Genomic DNA, 17066 nt, shown 5'->3' with positions numbered 1-17066 from the left:
GACTCCCCGGTGACGGGGAAGCCCCCCGACCTGTGGAGACGACCGATGACGATCACGCCTGCCCCCGAGCATCGCCCCCTGCTCTCCGTCGCGCCGCACGCACGCGGCAAGCGCAGCCCCGTCACCTGCCGGCTGAAGTGCGCCGACGCGTGCTCGCACCCGGTCCCCAACGAGAGCGCCAACGAGACGTTCCGCGACGTCGTCGCGGGCGCCATGTCGCGGCGCGCGCTGCTGGGCGGGCTCGCGGTCGGTGCGGCGGCCGTCGTGCTCGGCGCGCAGACCGTCGGCGCGCCGTCCGCAGCCGCCCAGGCGCTGCCCGCCCACGGTGGCGGCCACGGCGGAGGCCGCCCGCAGAAGGGCCTGGCCTTCGGCGCGATCTCGCCCCAGCCCGCGGCGCGCGACGCGTTCGTCGTCCCCGACGGCTACCGGTGGCGGCCCGTGATCCGCTGGGGCGACCCGATCCTGCGCGGCGCCCCGCCGTTCGACGTCGCACGGCAGACGCCCGAGGCCCAGGCCCAGCAGTTCGGCTACAACAACGACTACCTCGACATCCTGCCGTTCGAGCGCCAGCACGCCCTCGCGGGCGCCCAGGGCAAGGGCAAGGGCCCCGGCCGGGGCACGCGCGGCCTGCTGGTCGCGAACCACGAGTACACCAACCCGGCGATCATGTTCGACGCCTCGTACGACGCCCCGACGCGTCGCGCCATCGAGCGCGCCGCGCACGGCATGTCCGTCGTCGAGGTGGGCCGCCGCCGCACGGGCACCCCGTGGGACTACGTCGCGGACAGCCGGTACAACCGCCGCGTCCACCTCTCGACCGAGTTCCGCCTGACAGGCCCGGTCGCGGGCACGGACCTCGTCAAGACCGTCGCGGACCCGTCGGGGACGCGCGTGCTCGGCACGCTCAACAACTGCGCGGGCGGCACGACCCCGTGGGGGACCGTGCTCTCGGGCGAGGAGAACTTCAACGGCTACTTCCGCACGTCGGGCACGGGCCACGACGCGCGCTACGGCCTGCGCGACGCCGCGACGGGGTACGGGTGGGAGCTCGACGACCCGCGCTTCGACGCCCGCAACCCCGGGTACGAGAACGAGCCCCACCGGTTCGGCTGGATCGTGGAGATCGACCCGTACGCGCCGGACGAGCCGCCGGTGAAGCACACTGCGCTCGGCCGCTTCAAGCACGAGGGCGCCAACGTGATCCTCTCGCGGCGCGGCAACGCGGTCGCGTACATGGGCGACGACGAGCGCTTCGACTACGTGTACAAGTTCGTCTCCTCGCGCACGATGCGCCCGGGCAACAGCGAGGGCGCCCGGCGCCACAACAAGACGCTGCTCACCGAGGGCTCGCTGTACGTCGCGCGCTTCACGGGCGACTCCCCGGTGGCCGAGATCGACGGCTCGGGCGCGGTCCCGTCCGACGGCGCGTTCGACGGCCGGGGCGAGTGGGTCCCGCTCGTCCTGGACGGGCGGAGCCAGGTCGCCGGCATGAGCCTCGAGGAGGTGCTCGTCTACACGCGCGTCGCGGCCGACCAGGTCGGGGCCACGAAGATGGACCGCCCGGAGGACGTCGAGCCCAACCCGGTCACGGGCCGCGTCTACGTCGCGTGCACCAACAACACCTCGCGCGGGCCCGCGGCGGTCGAGGCCGCGACCGAGCCGAACCCCCGCAACACCAACCGCGACGGGCACGTCGTGGAGATCGTCGAGGACGGCGACGACGCCGCCGCCCTGACGTTCCGGTGGAACCTGCTGCTCGTCGCGGGCGACCCGGCCACGAACGCCTCGACCTACTTCTCGGGCTACCCGAAGGAGAAGGTCTCCCCGATCTCCTGCCCGGACAACCTCGCGTTCGACGCCGAGGGCAACCTCTGGATCTCGACCGACGGGCAGCCCAGCACGATCCAGAAGTGCGACGGGCTGTTCAAGGTCACGCTCGACGGCCGCGAGCGCGGTCGCGTCGAGCAGTTCCTCTCCGTGCCGCGGGGTGCCGAGACGTGCGGACCGCTGGTCGACTCGACGGACCGCATGGTCTACGTGGCGGTCCAGCACCCGGGCGAGGACGGCACGTTCGACGCGCAGGCGTCGTACTTCCCCGACTACCTGACGCCGGGCACGCCGGTACCGACGGGCGCGTTCGCAGGCCCGCGGCCGTCCGTCGTCCAGGTGTGGCGCGACTGACGCGACTCCCGCACGACCGAGGGGCCCGGCGTCGCGACGGCGCGGGGCCCCTCCGTCGTCCGCTCGGAGGCCCGCTCAGCGACCCAGGTGCTCCAGCCACGCGACGGCGGCGACACCCTGGGCGCGCTGGAACGCGCGCAGGCGGGGGATCGTCGGGACGGCGGGCTTGCGCGCGGAGTGCAGGAAGTATCCCGCGATCCCGGCGACGACCGACCGCAGGTCGGCGGGGTGCACGTCACTCCCGAGGGGGTGCACGGCGAAGGTCGACGCCGCCCACGCGCCGCCGCGCGCGCGTCGGGTCGTGTCGGCGCTCACCGTGACCGGCTCGCAGACGTCCACGACGCCCTGCATGACGACGCTGGGCAGGAACATCGCGAGGTCGAGCCAGGCCGCACCGCGCGACGCGTGCGGCCAGTCCACGAGGTAGACCTTCTCCGGCGTGAGCAGGACGTTGTCGGCACGCAGGTCGCCGTGCACGAACGACTCGCCCTCGCACGCCACGAGCGCCCCGCGCTCGGCCTCCGCGAGCGCGTCGAGGTGCGCGGCGGCCCACGGCGAGACCGCGGCCAGGCGCGGGTCGGGGTCCTCGCGCAGCGCTCGCCACCCGGTCGCCATGTCGGCGAAGTCGGGCCCGGTGGGCGGCAGGCGCATGGCACGGGCCCCCGGGACGGACGCGACGCGGACGAGGGTGGTCAGGACCCGGTCGAGCTCGTCGGGGTCCCAGGGCGTGGCGGGCACGTGCCCGTCCACGACCTCGAAGGCGAGCGCGATCCAGTCGCCGTCCCCGTGCCCCCACGCGAAGCGCGGTGCCGGGACGTCGCGGGGCAGCCGGGTCGCGACCTTCGCCTCGGCGCGGTGCAGGTTGGCCGCCAGGGGCTCGTCCGCGGTCCGCGCCGCCTTGACGAAGAGGCGGGCGCCGTCGTCGAACGTGAGGACGGAGGCGAGGCCCGGGCTGAACCCGGACGAGATCGAGCGCTCCTGCACGACCCGCCCGCCGGCGACGGCCTCCAGCTCGTCGCGCAGCGCGAGCGGCAGGTCGCCCCAGAGCAGGCGGCCGCCGCCCGAGGCGACCGGGACGTCTCCGGCGGCCTCGACGGCGGGCCGTGCGGCGTCGTCGGGCATCGAGATGCCACTTCCCCTGTCGGTGGCTGGACGGTCTCGTCCTCGGCACGTTTCCGTCCCGCGGCGACGTGTGGCGCGCAACGGCGGTCCTGCGACCAGGACGAGCGCCCGGCGACGGCCGGGCGCAGACCTCTGACAACTTAGCGCTTCCTGCCGGGATGTCCAGCGCCGCCCACCCCTCGGAACGGGGGTGCCGCGATGGTTCGTAGACTGGGTGACTGTGACCCACCCATCCGGCCCCGTCCCCGCGACGGCGGCCTACCTCGACCACGCCGCCACGACGCCGCTGTCCGCGGCGGCGCGCGAGGCCTTCGTCGACGAGCTGTCGCGCACCGGCAACCCGTCGTCGCTGCACGCGGCAGGGCGTGCCGCCCGCCGCACGGTCGAGGAGGCGCGCGAGTCGATCGCCGCGGCGCTCGGCGCGCGCCCGAGCGAGGTCGTGTTCACCGCGGGGGGCACCGAGGCCGACAACCTCGCGATCAAGGGCCTGTTCTGGGGCCGGCGCACGACCGACCCGCGCCGCCGCCGGATCGTCGTCTCGGCGGTCGAGCACCACGCGGTGCTCGACCCCGCGTTCTGGATGGCCGAGCACGCCGGCGCCGAGATCGTGCTCCTGCCCGTCGACGGCGACGGCCGCGTGGACCTCGCGGCGCTGCGGGCCGAGGTCGCGGAGCACGCCGACGAGATCGCGCTGATCTCCGTCATGTGGGCGAACAACGAGGTCGGGACGCTCCAGCCCGTCCAGGAGGTCGTGCAGCTCGCGCGCCCGCACGGCATCCCCGTGCACTCCGACGCGGTCCAGGCGGTCGGCCAGGTCCCGGTCGACTTCGCGGCGAGCGGCCTCGACGCGATGACGGTGTCCGGCCACAAGCTCGGCGGCCCGGTCGGGGTCGGCGCGCTCGTCGCCCGGCGCGACGCGCCCCTCACCCCCGTCCTGCACGGCGGGGGGCAGGAGCGCGGCGTACGCTCCGGCACGCTCGACGCGCCCGCGATCCGCGCGTTCGGCGTCGCGGTCGCCGAGGCCGTCGCGCACCGCGAGGAGCGCGCAGCCCACCTGCGGGGCCTGCGCGACGAGCTCGTCGCGGGCGTGCGCGAGCGCGTCCCCGACGCGCTCCTCAGCGGGCCCGAGCCCGGGTCCGGGGGCCCCGCCGCCGTCCGCCTGCCCGGCAACGCGCACTTCACGTTCCCGGGGGCCGAGGGCGACTCGCTCCTCTACCTGCTCGACTCCGCCGGCGTGCAGGCCTCGACCGGCTCCGCGTGCCAGGCCGGCGTGCCGCAGCCGTCCCACGTGCTGCTCGCGATGGGCGTGCCCGAGCAGGACGCGCGCGGCGCGCTCCGGTTCACGCTCGGCGCCACGTCCACGCCCGACGACGTCGCGCGCCTCCTCGACGCCCTGCCCCGCGCCGTCGAGCGTGCGCGGGCCGCGGGGCTCGCGTCCGGTCCGACGCGCGCCGCGGTTCCGACTCGCACCGCGGTCCCGACCCGCGCGGGAGGTGCCGCGTGAGGGTCCTCGCCGCCATGTCGGGCGGCGTCGACTCGGCCGTCGCCGCGGCGCTCGCGGTCGAGGCGGGGCACGAGGTCGTGGGCGTGCACATGGCGCTCTCGCGCAACCGCGACCAGTTCCGGACCGGCTCGCGCGGGTGCTGCTCGATCGAGGACGCGGGCGACGCGCGGCGCGCGGCCGACGTGCTCGGCATCCCGTACTACGTGTGGGACCTCTCGGAGCGGTTCGAGGACACGGTCGTCGCCGACTTCCTCGCGGAGTACGAGGCGGGCCGCACGCCCAACCCGTGCGTGCGCTGCAACGAGCACATCAAGTTCGAGGCGCTGCTCGACAAGGCGACCGCGCTCGGCTTCGACGCCGTCGCGACGGGCCACTACGCGCGCGTCGTGACGCGCGAGGCGGCCGACTCGTCCGCGCCGGGCGGGGTGCGCCCCGTGCAGGAGCTGCACCGCTCCCCGAACACGGCGAAGGACCAGTCCTACGTGCTCGCGGTCATGGGCCCCGAGCGCCTGGCCCGCGCGATGTTCCCGCTCGGGGACTTCGCGTCGAAGGACGAGGTGCGCGCCGAGGCCGCGCGCCGCGGGCTGTCGGTGTCCGCGAAGCCCGACTCGTACGACATCTGCTTCGTCGCCGACGGCGACACCCAGGGCTTCCTCCGCGACCGCCTGGGCGCGCGCCCGGGCGAGATCGTCGACGCCGAGGGGACGGTGCTCGGCGAGCACGACGGCGCCTACGCCTACACCGTCGGCCAGCGCAAGGGCCTGGGCATCGACCGCCCGGCGCCGGACGGCCGCCCGCGGTACGTGCTCGACGTGCAGCCCGCGAGCAACCGCGTGGTCGTCGGGCCGGCCGAGCTGCTGAGCGTCGACCGCGTCGAAGCCGGCGCGGCGGTCTGGTTCGACGACGCGCGCCCGGCGGCGGGGGAGCAGGCCGACGTCGAGGTGCAGGTCCGCGCGCACGGCGCCCCCGTCGCGGCCCGGGTCCGGGCCGTCGGCGACGCGATGGAGGTCGAGCTCACGGGCACGCCGCTCCGGGGCGTCGCGGCCGGGCAGTCGCTCGTCGTCTACGCCGGCGCGCGCGTGCTCGGCCAGGCCACCGTGGACCGTGCCCACCGCTCGGCGGCACGGTCGACAGGTCGGTCAGCCGGTCAGCCGACGCCGACGGGCGCGGGGTGAGCGAGCGCGCGCACGAGCGCGGACTCGTCGCGCACGCACCAGTGCTCGACCTCCTGGCCCTCGGCGAAGCGCAGCACGTGCATCTCGCGCACCTGGAAGCGGCGTCCCGTCGGGGCGACGCCGCGGAAGAACCCGGTGTGGCGCGCGCTGAGCTCGACGTGCAGCGCGACGAGATCGCCCTCCGCGACCGCGTGCAGGACCGCGACGCGCTGGTCCTCGAACGCCTCGTCGTACCAGTGCATCATCGCGAGGAGCGCGTCGGCGCCGCCCTCGCAGCCGGGCGACGTGTCGTGGTTGCGGAACCCGGGTGCGAGCAGCGCCGCGAGCGCGTCGCCGTGGTTGCCGGGGATCGCGCGCGTGTGCACGGCGACCGCCGTGGCCTTGTTCTCGTGCGTGCCCATGTCGTGGCCCTTCCGCACACCCTCGTGCTCGGCGGCCGCGCGGCCCCCGGACCCCGGCGGGGTCGCGGCACGGCTCGGTTTCCCAGTGTGCTCCTGAAGAGAGGTGGACGGCACGTGGTTCGTGACGAGAGGTCGGGCGGCGCCCGGGCCGAGGGCTCGTGCAGGGGCGCGGCGTGACCGCGGTGAGCGGGCTCGGCCCGTGGCCCGGCGGCGAGGGCGCGGACGTGCTGGAGGCGCAGCTCACGGTGCTCGGTGATCTCGCCGAGGTCCCGACGGGCGTGCGCGGGGTGCCGTTCCTCGTCCAGCTCCCGGGGCGCGGTCCCGGCGCGGACGCGACCGGGCGCACGGCCGCGCTGCTGCCCGGCCTCCCGGTCGAGCTGGGGCCGCACGGGTGGAAGCTCGCGGACCACGGCGGGGCGGACCTTCGCCGGGCCGACGCGTACCTGCGTGAGGACCTCGAGGCGCTCGCCATCGCGGGTGCGGGGTACTCGGGGCCGCTCGCCGTGACCGTCACCGGGCCGTGGTCGCTCGCCGCCGACCTCTACCTCGCGCGCGGCGACCGCGTGCTGTCCGACCCGGGAGCGGTGCGCGAGGTCGGGCAGGCGCTCGCCGTGGCCGTGGGGGAGCACGTCGCCGAGGTGCGCCGGCAGGTCCCCGGGGCGGACGTCGTCGTGCAGGTCGACGAGCCGCTGCTCGCCCAGGTCGGGGCGGGCGTGCTCCCGTCGTTCTCGGGCTACTCGCGCCTGCGCGCGGTCCCGGGCCCGGACCTCGTGGACGGGCTGCGGCCCGTGCTGGACGCCGCGCGCGCGGCGTCGGCGTCGACGGTCGTCCACGTGGGACCCGCCTGGGTGGGCGTGGCGCCCGTCGTGCTCGCGGGCGCCGACGCCGTCGGTCTCGCGCTCGGCGCGTGGGACGAGAAGCTGTGGGAGACCGTCGCCCGGGCGGTCGAGCGGGGCGTCGGCCTGTGGGCTGCGCTCCCGCCCGCGAAGGTGTCGCAGTGCGCCGGCCCCGCGCTGGGCGAGCTCGCCGACGCGGTCAGCGTGCCGTGGCGCCGCATCGGGCTCCCGCTCGCCGCGCTCGACGACGTGACGCTCCTGGGCGCCCCGCGCGCGGCCGGGGGAGGGCCGGGCCGCGGCGTCGTGGGCACCCCCGACGAGCACCGCGCGCTGCTCGCGAACCTCGGCCGCGTCGCCGACGTCCTGGCCGAGCGCGCCCACGCCTGAGCGCTACCTGGGCGTCGGCTCGGCGGCTTCCCGCGCACCGCTCGTCGTGCGTACGCTTGACCTCGCGCGGCGGTCACGACGGCGACGTGCGGACGGCCGCGCCCCGGCTCTCCGGACGGCACGGACGTGGTCCGGCGCCGATCCCGTCCCCTCACCGCGAAGGACCCCCATGCCCTTGCTGCGAGCCGTGCTGTTCGACCTCGACGGCGTCCTCACGCCGACCGCCGAGATCCACATGCGCGCCTGGGAACGCCTGTTCGCGCCCTACTGCGCGGCGCACGGGCTCGCCCCCTACACCGCCGCGGACTACTTCGCGTCGATCGACGGCAAGCCCCGGTACGACGGCGTCGCGACCTTCCTCGCGTCGCGCGGCGTCGAGCTGCCCCGCGGGGACGCGTCCGACGCCCCCGGCGAGGACACCGTCGCAGCGCTCGGGAACCGCAAGGACGAGATCGTCAACCGCATGTTCGCCGAGGAGGGCATCGCGCCCTACCCGGGCTCGGTGCGCTTCCTCGATGCCGTGACCGCGGCGGGGGCCGCGGTCGCGGTCGTGTCGTCGTCGCGCAACACGCCCGCGGTCCTCGCCGCGGCGGGGCTCACGCATCGGTTCGCGGTCGTCGTCGACGGGAACGTCGCCGCGCGCGAGCACATCGCCGGCAAGCCGGCCCCCGACACCTACCTGCGGGCGGCCGAGCTCCTCGGCGTCCCGGCCGCGGAGGCGATCGTCGTGGAGGACGCGCTCTCGGGCGTCCAGGCCGGCGCCGCCGGCGGGTTCGGGCTCGTGCTCGGCGTCGACCGGGGCGTGGGCGCGGACGCGCTGCGCGCGCACGGGGCCGACGTCGTCGTCCCCGACCTGGGCGACCTGGACGCGACGGTCCTCGACCGCCCGCGCGCCGCCGCGGCGTCGACCACGACCGCACGACCCGACGAGGAGAGCGCGTGATCCGCAAGACCGCCGACGAGCAGAGCACCGTGGACCGCCTCCGCTTCCCGGCCGAGCCGTGGCGGCTCGTCGAGTCGCAGTTCTCCGCCGAGGACCTCGGCGTGACCGAGACGCTCTTCGCCGTCGCGAACGGCTACCTCGGCATGCGCGGCAACGTCGAGGAGGGGCGGGAGTCCCACTCGCACGGCACGTTCGTCAACGGGTTCCACGAGACCTGGTCGATCCGGCACGCCGAGGAGGCGTACGGGTTCGCGCGCGTCGGGCAGACCATCGTCAACGTCCCCGACGCGAAGGTCATCCGGCTGTACGTCGACGACGAGCCGCTCCTGCTCCCCGTCGCGGACCTCGTCGACTACGAGCGGTCGCTCGACCTGCGCGACGGCGTCCTGCGCCGCGAGCTGCTGTGGCGCACGCCGTCCGGCAAGCGCGTGCAGATCCGCTCCGAGCGCATGGTGTCGTTCGTCGAGCGCCACCTGGCGATCATGACGTTCGAGGTCACGCTGCTCGACGCCGCGGCGCCCGTCGCGATCTCGTCGCAGATCCTCAACCGCCAGGACGGGCAGGACGAGTACCACGTGCGCTCCGCGTCGCTCGGCGAGGGGTTCGACCCGCGCAAGACCGACCAGTTCGCCGGGCGCGTCCTGCAGCCGCAGTCGCAGTGGGGCGACGACGAGCGCCTCGTCCTCTCCTACCGCGCCACCAACTCGGGCATGACGCTCGCCGTCGCGACGGACGACCTGCTCGAGACCGAGAACGAGTGGGACGTGCGCACGCAGGTCGACGAGGACCTCGCCAAGCACGTGTTCCGCATCCACGCGGAGCCGGGTCGGCCCATCCGGCTCACCAAGCTCGTCGCGTACCACACGTCGCGCGGCGTGCCGTCGCGCGAGCTCGTCGACCGTTGCCGCCGCACGCTCGACCGGGCGCAGGAGACCGGGGTCGACGCCCAGATCGCGCTCCAGCGCGAGTGGCTCGACGACTTCTGGGCGCGCTCCGACGTCGAGATCCCCGGCCAGCCCGGCGTCCAGCAGGCCGTGCGGTGGAACCTGTTCCAGCTCGCCCAGGCGACCGCGCGCGCCGAGGGCAACGGCGTCCCCGCCAAGGGCCTCACGGGCTCCGGGTACAGCGGGCACTACTTCTGGGACACCGAGATCTACGTCCTGCCGTTCCTCACGTACACGAGCCCCCGGTACGCGCGCAACGCGCTGCGGTTCCGGTACCAGATGCTCGACGCCGCCCGCCGCCGTGCGGGCGAGCTGTCGCAGAAGGGCGCGCTCTTCCCCTGGCGCACCATCAACGGCGAGGAGGCGTCCGCCTACTACGCGGCGGGCACCGCGCAGTACCACATCGACGCCGACGTCAGCTACGCGCTCGTGCAGTACGTGCGCGCGACGGGGGACGTCGACTTCCTGCGTCGCGAGGGCGTCGACATCCTCGTCGAGACCGCCCGCATGTGGGAGGACCTGGGCTTCTGGCGCGCCAACGGCGACGACAACTTCCACATCCACGGCGTCACCGGCCCCGACGAGTACACGACCGTCGTCAACGACAACCTCTTCACCAACGTCATGGCGCGGTTCAACCTGCGCGCGGCGGCGATCGTCGTCGAGCGCATGAAGGCCGAGCACCCCGACGACTACGCGCTCCTCGTGGACCGGCTCGGGCTCGGCGCCTACGAGGCCGCCGAGTGGGTCCGCGCGGCCGACCACATGTCGATCCCGTACGCCGAGAGCATCGGCATCCACCCGCAGGACTCGCACTTCCTCGAGCGCGAGATCTGGGACCTCGCGCACACCCCCGCGGACAAGCGGCCCCTCCTGCTGCACTACCACCCGCTCGTCATCTACCGCTACCAGGTGCTCAAGCAGGCCGACGTGGTGCTCGCGCTGTTCCTCCAGGGCCAGCACTTCACGGCGGAGGAGAAGCTCGCCGACTTCGAGTACTACGACCCGTTGACCACGGGCGACTCGACGCTGTCCGGCGTCGTGCAGTCGATCGTCGCGGCCGAGGTCGGGTACCACGAGCTCGCGCTCGAGTACTTCGTGTCGTCGCTGTTCGTCGACCTCGCGAACCTCCACGCCAACGCGGCCGACGGCGTGCACGTCGCCTCCGCGGGCGGCACGTGGTCCGCGCTCGCGTGCGGGTTCGGCGGCATGCGCGACTCCGAGGGCGACCTGACCTTCGACCCGCGGCTGCCGCAGGAGTGGGAGTCCCTGACGTTCCGCGTCCAGTGGCACGGCTCGCGCCTGCGCGTCACCGTGCTCCCCGACGCGATCGAGCTCGACGCCGAGACCGGCGACGGCGCGCAGGTCACCGTGCGCGGCGAGCGGGTCAAGGTCGTGCCGGGCGAGGTCACGCGCGTCGCGCTCGACGGCCAGGGCCCCGTGAAGCCCGGACGCCCGAGCCTGCGCGCGCTCTCCGGCAACCGCCGCGACGACGGCACCCTCATCACGGCGACGGTCCCGCACTCCTGATCCCGGTTCCGCGAGGTAGACCGCGGTTGCACGAGGTAGAGCCGTGGTCACCTCGTGCCCGACGGCGGTCTGGTCACCTTGGGTGGTCGGGGTGGGTGGTGGTGCCGCGTCTACCATCCGCCGCTCGTTCCTCGCGGCTCCCGTGTTCTCGGTCGGGATCGTCCTGCGTTCGCAAGCTCACTCCGGACGATCCCTCGTTCCAGGCCCGCCACGACGCGGCACCACCACCCACCCCGCCCTGCTCCGTCTCGCCCTGGTCTTGGCGCACCTCGGGCGACCGCCCGCGGTGTCGGTCTCGCTTCGGGACACCCCCGGCGGACCCGGCCTGCGGGTTTGAGAGCGAGCGCACGCCGCGGGCCCGATAACGCCGGCACCAGCCGGGCAACGCGCCGGGGACGCTCGCGGGAACTGCTCGGAACCTCCTCGCGTCGTCCCAGGTCGCGGTGCGCCGACGGCGGTAGGTTGCCGACGAGAGTGGGTCGGTCGAGCGGGGGGAAGAGATGAACGGTCGTCGGTACGGGCGCGCGTGGACCGTTGCGGTCGCGGTCGTCGGCTTGGGTGCGGTGCTGTCGGCGTGCGACGGCGGTGGGGACCTGGAGGTCGCCAACGACAGCGGGGAGGACGTGACCGTCCGGACCGGGGACGAGGAGTCAGCGGTCGACGGGGGCGGTGGGGTCGTCTTCCTCGACTACGGCTGCACGCCGGGTGACGTGACCGTCGTGCGGGCGTCCGGGGCCGAGGAGGTCGTGGACGGGCCGGTGTGCCCGGACCAGAAGATCGTGGTCCGCGACGACGAGGTGGTGCTGGTCCCCGTCGTCGCGGACGACGACTCCTGAGCGGACGTCAGCCGAGGCGCTCCGCGAGGAAGCGGTAGTGCACGGCGGCCATGTGCGCCGCCTGGGCGTTGTTCGCGGCGCCGCCGTGGCCGCCCTCGATGTTCTCGTAGTACGTGACGTCCTTGCCCTCGCCGAGCATCTTCGCGGCGAGCTTGCGCGCGTGGCCGGGGTGGACGCGGTCGTCCTTGGTCGAGGTCGTGAACAGCACGGGCGGGTACTCGCGCTCGGCGTCGAACAGGTGGTACGGCGAGAACGTGCGGATGAACTCCCACTGCTCGGGGTCGTCCGGGTCGCCGTACTCCGCGGCCCACGACGCCCCGGCGAGGAGCTTCGTGTACCGGCGCATGTCGAGCAGCGGGACGCCGACGATCACGGCGCCGAAGAGCTCGGGGTACTGCGTGAGCATGTTGCCGGCGAGCAGGCCGCCGTTGGAGCGGCCCTCCATGCCGAGGTGCTCGTGGGTCGTGATACCGCGGGCGACGAGGTCGCGCGCGACGGCGGCGAAGTCCTCGTACGCGCGGTGGCGGTTCGCCTTGAGCGCGGCCTGGTGCCAGGCCGGGCCGTACTCGCCGCCGCCGCGGATGTTCGCGACGACGTACACGCCGCCGCGCGAGAGCCACGCCCGTCCCAGCGCGCCCGAGTAGGCCGGGGTCAGGGAGATCTCGAAGCCGCCGTACCCGTACAGCAGCGTCGGCGCGGTGCCCGTGCCGCCGTCGCCCGCGCCCGCGACGAGGTCTGCGCGACCCACGACGAAGTACGGCACGCGCGTGCCGTCGTCGGACGTGGCGAAGTGCTGCGCGACGGTCATGCCCTCGGCGTCGAAGAACGCCGGGTTGGACTTGATGACCTCGGGTGCGCTCGCGTTGCCCGGGTGCTCGCCGAGCGTCAGGAGCGAGAGCGTCGTCGGCGTGAGGTAGTCGGTCGTGACGAGCCACAGGTCGTCGGTGTCGACGGGGTCGACCACGCCGACGGCGACGGTGCCGAGCGCGGGCAGGCCCGGCAGCTCCGAGCGCACCCACGGCGCGCCGTCGGCCTCCGGCGGCGTCAGCACGTGCAGGCGGTTCTTCACGTCGTCGAGCACGTTGACCACGAGGTGGTGGCGCGTCCACGTCGCGCCGGCGAGCGACGTCGTCGCCGTGGGCTCGAACAGCACGGTGAGGCCGCGGTCGCCCGCGAGGAAGTCGTCGAACCGGGCGACGAGGAGCGAGCCCGCACGGTACGTCGCGCCGCCGACGGTCCAGTCGTCGCGCAGCTCGACGAGCATCCACTCTCGCCGCACGCCGACCTCGGCGGAGTCGGGCACGTCGATCTTCGTCAGGCGCTGCTCGGGCGTGCCGGTGCGCTCGGCGAGGTAGAGCTCGTCGGCGTAGAACGCCTTGGAGCGGTGCACGAAGTCGCGCTCGAACCCGGGCGTGTGCGACCGCCAGGCGGAGATGTACATGTCCTCGTCGGTGCCCTCGTAGACGGTCACCGCGTCCTCGAGCGGGGTGCCGCGCGTCCAGCGCTTGACGACGCGCGGGTACCCGGACGGCGTGAGCGTGCCCGCGCCAAAGTCGGTGAAGACGTACACCGTGTCGGCGTCGACCCAGCCTAGCGAGCCCTTCGCCTCGGCGCGGAAGAACCCGCCGTCGCCGGGGGCGACGAACCGCTTCTCGACCAGGTCGAACTCGCGTGTGACGTCGGCGTCGGAGCCGCCGGGGGAGAGCTCGACGAGAGCGTGCCGCCACGGCTCGCCCGCGGCGAGCTGCTCGGGCGTCGGGCGCAGGACGCTCGCGCCGTGCCACACCCACGACTCCTCCTCGGTCGCGGCGAGCGCGTCGAGGTCGAGCACGGTCTCCCACTCGGGGTCGTCCGTGCGGTAGGACTCGAGCGTCGTGCGGCGCCAGAGGCCGCGCTCGTGGTGCGCGTCGCGCCAGAAGTTGTAGTAGCGGTCCCCGATCTTGGAGACCTCGGGGATCTTCGCGTCGGAGTCGAGCACCTCGCGGATCGCGCGCTCGGTGGTCGTGAACTCCTCGGCGACCTCGAGCGTGTCGGCGACCTCGGCGTTGCGTGCGCGGACCCAGGTCAGGGCCTCGTCCCCCTCGACGTCCTCGAGCCAGAGGTACGGGTCGTGGGGCGCGCCGTCGTCGGGGAGCGTGGTCTCGGTGGGGCTCTCGGGCGAGAGCGAGGGGCTCGTCGTCTGCTCGGCGGTCATGGTCACCCACCCTACGGCGGCCGGGTGGGTGGTGCGGAGGTCACGGTGCGGACGGGACCTTGGACCCCGGTACGGGGTGGAGCCTTGCCGCCGCGCGCGGCTTGTGAAAACATTCACAAGTAGAGAGACCGCTGAAGGAGCCGGGGCGATCCGGCCCCGGCAGCACCCACGGCCCGACGCCCGGCCCGCCGGGCACCGGAGGGGACGCATGAGCGCGAAGAGCGCCGGCACGAAGGTCGAGAACCGCACCGAGGACACCCGCACGACGCACGAGATCGACGTCCTCGTCGAGCGGGCCCGCAAGGCGCTCGACCAGTACATGAGCCTCACGCAGGAGGACGTCGACCGCATCGTCCTCAAGGCCTCGGTCGCGGGCCTGCACCAGCACGGCCACCTCGCGCAGATGGCCGTCGCGGAGACCGGGCGCGGCGTGTTCGAGGACAAGGCGACCAAGAACATCTTCGCGTGCGAGCACGTGCCCAACTCGATGGCGAACCTCAAGACGGTCGGCGTCATCGGCCGCGACGAGCTCACGGGCGTCGTCGAGATCGCCGAGCCCGTCGGCGTGGTGTGCGCCGTGACGCCGGTGACCAACCCGACGTCGACCACCATCTTCAAGTCCCTCATCGCGCTCAAGACGCGCAACCCCGTCGTCTTCGCCTTCCACCCGAGCGCCCAGCGCTCGTCGGTCGAGGCGGCCCGCATCGTGCGCGACGCCGCGGTGGCGGCGGGAGCGCCCGACGACTGCATCCAGTGGGTCGAGCACCCGTCGATCGAGGCGACCAACACGCTCATGCACCACCCGGGCGTCGCGCTCATCCTCGCCACGGGCGGCAACGGCATGGTGCGCGCGGCCTACTCGGCCGGGAAGCCGGCGCTCGGCGTCGGGGCGGGCAACGTCCCGGCCTACGTCGAGAAGAGCGCCGACCTCGGCCGCGCGATCAACGACGTCGTCATGTCGAAGGCATTCGACAACGGCATGGTGTGCGCGTCGGAGCAGGCGCTCATCCTCGACGACGTGATCTACGACGCCGCGATGCGCGAGCTGGCCCGCCTGCACGCCTACCGTGCGACGCCCGCCGAGAAGGCGATGCTCGAGCGCCTCATCTTCGGCGTCGAGGCGAGCGGCACCAACTGCGCGGGCGCCAAGCTCAACCCGAAGGTCGTCGGCAAGTCGCCCGTGTGGATCGCGCGCGAGGCCGGCTTCGAGGTCCCCGACGACACGTCGATCATCCTCGCGGAGATCGACGACGTCGGCCCGCAGGAGCCGTTGAGCCGCGAGAAGCTCACGCCGGTCCTCGCGGTGCTGCGCGCGCGCGACACCGAGCACGGCGTCCGCCTCGCGGAGCGCATGGTCGAGCTCGACGGCCTGGGCCACTCGGCGGCCATCCACACGGCGGACGCGGACCTCGTCGAGCGCTACGGCTCGCGGGTCAAGGCCGTGCGCGTGCTGTGGAACAGCCCGACGTCGCTCGGCGGCATCGGCGACATCTACAACGCGCTGCTCCCGTCGCTCACGCTCGGGTGCGGCAGCTACGGCGCGAACTCGGTCTCGAACAACGTGTCGGCGGTCAACCTCATCAACGTCAAGCGGATCGGGCGGCGCAACAACAACATGCAGTGGTTCAAGGTGCCCGCCAAGACGTACTTCGAGCCCAACTCGATCCAGTACCTCGCGCAGATGCGTGACGTGCACCGCGTCACGATCGTCACCGACAAGGTCATGAGCCGCATCGGCGTCGTGGACCGCGTGCTCGACGTCCTCGCCCGCCGCGAGGAGAAGGTCGCGATCCAGATCATCGACGCGGTCGAGCCGGAGCCGAGCGTCGGCACCGTGAACCGCGGCGCCGAGTCGATGCGCGACTTCGAGCCGGACACGATCATCGCGATCGGCGGCGGCTCGCCCATGGACGCCGCCAAGGTCATGTGGCTGCGCTACGAGCACCCGGAGATCGAGTTCTCCGACATGCGCGAGAAGTTCTTCGACGTCCGCAAGCGCGCGTACAAGTTCCCCGAGCTCGGGGGCAAGGCCAAGCTCGTGTGCATCCCGACGTCGTCGGGCACCGGTGCGGAGGTGACGCCGTTCGCGGTCATCACCGACCCGGAGACGGGCTTCAAGTACCCGCTCGCGGACTACGCGCTCACCCCGACGGTCGCGATCGTCGACCCCGTGCTCACGGACACCATGCCCGCCAAGCTCGCGGCCGACTCGGGCTTCGACGCCCTCACGCACGCGACCGAGGCGTTCGTGTCCGTGTACGCGAACGACTTCACCGACGGGCTGTGCCTCCAGGCGATCAAGATGGTCTTCGAGCACATCGAGGACTCGGTCACGCAGGGTGCGGCGGCCCCGAAGGCGCGCGAGAAGATGCACAACGCGGCGACCATCGCGGGCATGGCGTTCGGCTCGGCGATGCTCGGCATCGTGCACGCCATGGCGCACACCGTGGGCTCGACGTTCCACCTCGTGCACGGGCGCACCAACGCGGTGCTCCTGCCGCACGTGATCCGCTACAACGGCCAGGTGCCCACCAAGCTCACGAGCTGGCCCAAGTACGAGCGCTACGTGGCTCCCGAGCGGTTCCAGGAGATCGCGAAGCACCTCGGTCTGCCGGCCTCCACCCCGGAGGAGGGCGTCGAGTCGTACGCGAAGGCGGTCGAGGAGCTGCGCGCCAAGGTCGGCATCGAGCCCACGTTCGCCGCGCAGGGCGTCGACGAGACGGCGTTCCTGAGCCGCCTGGACGACCTCGCGCTCCGGTCGTTCGAGGACCAGTGCGCCCCCGCGAACCCGCGGATGCCGGTCCTGGAGGACATGCGCGACATCCTCGTCGCGGCCTACCGCGGCAGCAGCCGCGAGGTCGTTCGTGCGGAGCGTCTCGCGGCCCACGAGGCCGCGAGCGCCGAGGACGGGCAGACGGCGACCCCGTCTGCCGAGACCGTGGCGGCCGGCTGACCCTTCCCGGCCCCACGAAACCCGGAGCCCGACGGCGCGAGTCCCCTTCCGCCGTCGGGC

11 protein-coding genes are annotated in these 17066 nt (G+C 73.8%); 8 read left to right on the top strand and 3 right to left on the bottom strand.

Features of this window, described 5'->3' with window-relative positions; genetic code table 11:
- The first annotated feature begins 45 nt into the window (after positions 1-45).
- A complete protein-coding gene (locus NF338_RS05315) occupies positions 46-2181 on the top strand; it encodes a PhoX family protein (RefSeq protein ID WP_264029843.1) in 2136 nt (711 codons plus the stop codon).
- 75 nt (positions 2182-2256) lie between these two features.
- Here the strand turns inward: NF338_RS05315 and NF338_RS05310 are convergent, their stop codons facing one another.
- Positions 2257-3303, bottom strand: coding sequence for an aminoglycoside phosphotransferase family protein (locus tag NF338_RS05310; protein WP_264029842.1), 1047 nt, complete (start codon positions 3301-3303; stop codon positions 2257-2259).
- 220 nt (positions 3304-3523) lie between these two features.
- Here NF338_RS05310 and NF338_RS05305 point away from each other — a divergent pair, with 220 nt between their 5' ends.
- Both NF338_RS05305 and mnmA read left to right on the top strand, forming a co-directional pair.
- On the top strand, positions 3524-4807 hold the full coding sequence (locus tag NF338_RS05305) for a cysteine desulfurase family protein (protein WP_264029841.1): 1284 nt from the start codon (positions 3524-3526) through the stop codon (positions 4805-4807).
- Complete coding sequence (gene mnmA, locus NF338_RS05300; protein ID WP_264029840.1) at positions 4804-5982, top strand: tRNA 2-thiouridine(34) synthase MnmA; 1179 nt, start codon at positions 4804-4806, stop codon at positions 5980-5982. The genes NF338_RS05305 and mnmA overlap by 4 nt, the downstream gene beginning before the upstream one ends.
- On the opposite strand, the gene NF338_RS05295 is transcribed toward mnmA, so the two are convergent.
- Entirely contained in the window at positions 5955-6383 is a 429-nt protein-coding gene (locus NF338_RS05295; RefSeq protein WP_264029839.1) for an ester cyclase, read from the bottom strand. The genes mnmA and NF338_RS05295 overlap by 28 nt on opposite strands.
- A gap of 173 nt (positions 6384-6556) precedes the next feature.
- Between NF338_RS05295 and NF338_RS05290 the strand changes: the two genes are divergently transcribed.
- From NF338_RS05290 to NF338_RS05275, 4 genes are all read left to right on the top strand, one after another.
- Positions 6557-7606: a hypothetical protein gene (locus tag NF338_RS05290; RefSeq protein WP_264029838.1), complete on the top strand. Its 1050-nt coding sequence runs from the start codon at positions 6557-6559 to the stop codon at positions 7604-7606.
- Positions 7607-7775: 169 nt separating this feature from the next.
- Positions 7776-8549, top strand: coding sequence for an HAD family hydrolase (locus NF338_RS05285; protein ID WP_264029837.1), 774 nt, complete (start codon positions 7776-7778; stop codon positions 8547-8549).
- A complete protein-coding gene (locus tag NF338_RS05280) occupies positions 8546-11023 on the top strand; it encodes a glycoside hydrolase family 65 protein (RefSeq protein ID WP_264029836.1) in 2478 nt (825 codons plus the stop codon). Before NF338_RS05285 ends, NF338_RS05280 begins: the two co-directional genes overlap by 4 nt.
- Before the next feature lie 500 nt (positions 11024-11523).
- Positions 11524-11859 (top strand): hypothetical protein, encoded by a 336-nt coding sequence (locus tag NF338_RS05275; protein ID WP_264029835.1) that lies wholly within the window; start codon positions 11524-11526, stop codon positions 11857-11859.
- A 7-nt stretch (positions 11860-11866) separates the two neighbouring features.
- Here the strand turns inward: NF338_RS05275 and NF338_RS05270 are convergent, their stop codons facing one another.
- The gene (locus NF338_RS05270; protein WP_264029834.1) at positions 11867-14053 is read right to left on the bottom strand and encodes a prolyl oligopeptidase family serine peptidase; all 2187 of its coding nucleotides are present in this window, start codon (positions 14051-14053) and stop codon (positions 11867-11869) included.
- A gap of 208 nt (positions 14054-14261) precedes the next feature.
- On the opposite strand from NF338_RS05270, the gene adhE reads away from it, so the two are divergent.
- Positions 14262-17006 (top strand): bifunctional acetaldehyde-CoA/alcohol dehydrogenase, encoded by a 2745-nt coding sequence (adhE, locus tag NF338_RS05265; RefSeq protein WP_264029833.1) that lies wholly within the window; start codon positions 14262-14264, stop codon positions 17004-17006.
- Positions 17007-17066 lie beyond the last annotated feature (60 nt).

The organism is Cellulosimicrobium sp. SH8 (genome assembly GCF_025818875.1).
GTDB lineage: Bacteria > Actinomycetota > Actinomycetes > Actinomycetales > Cellulomonadaceae > Cellulosimicrobium > Cellulosimicrobium cellulans_D.
Note: the sequence above shows the minus strand (reverse complement) of the source record. Positions and strands in the feature narration are given on the sequence as shown.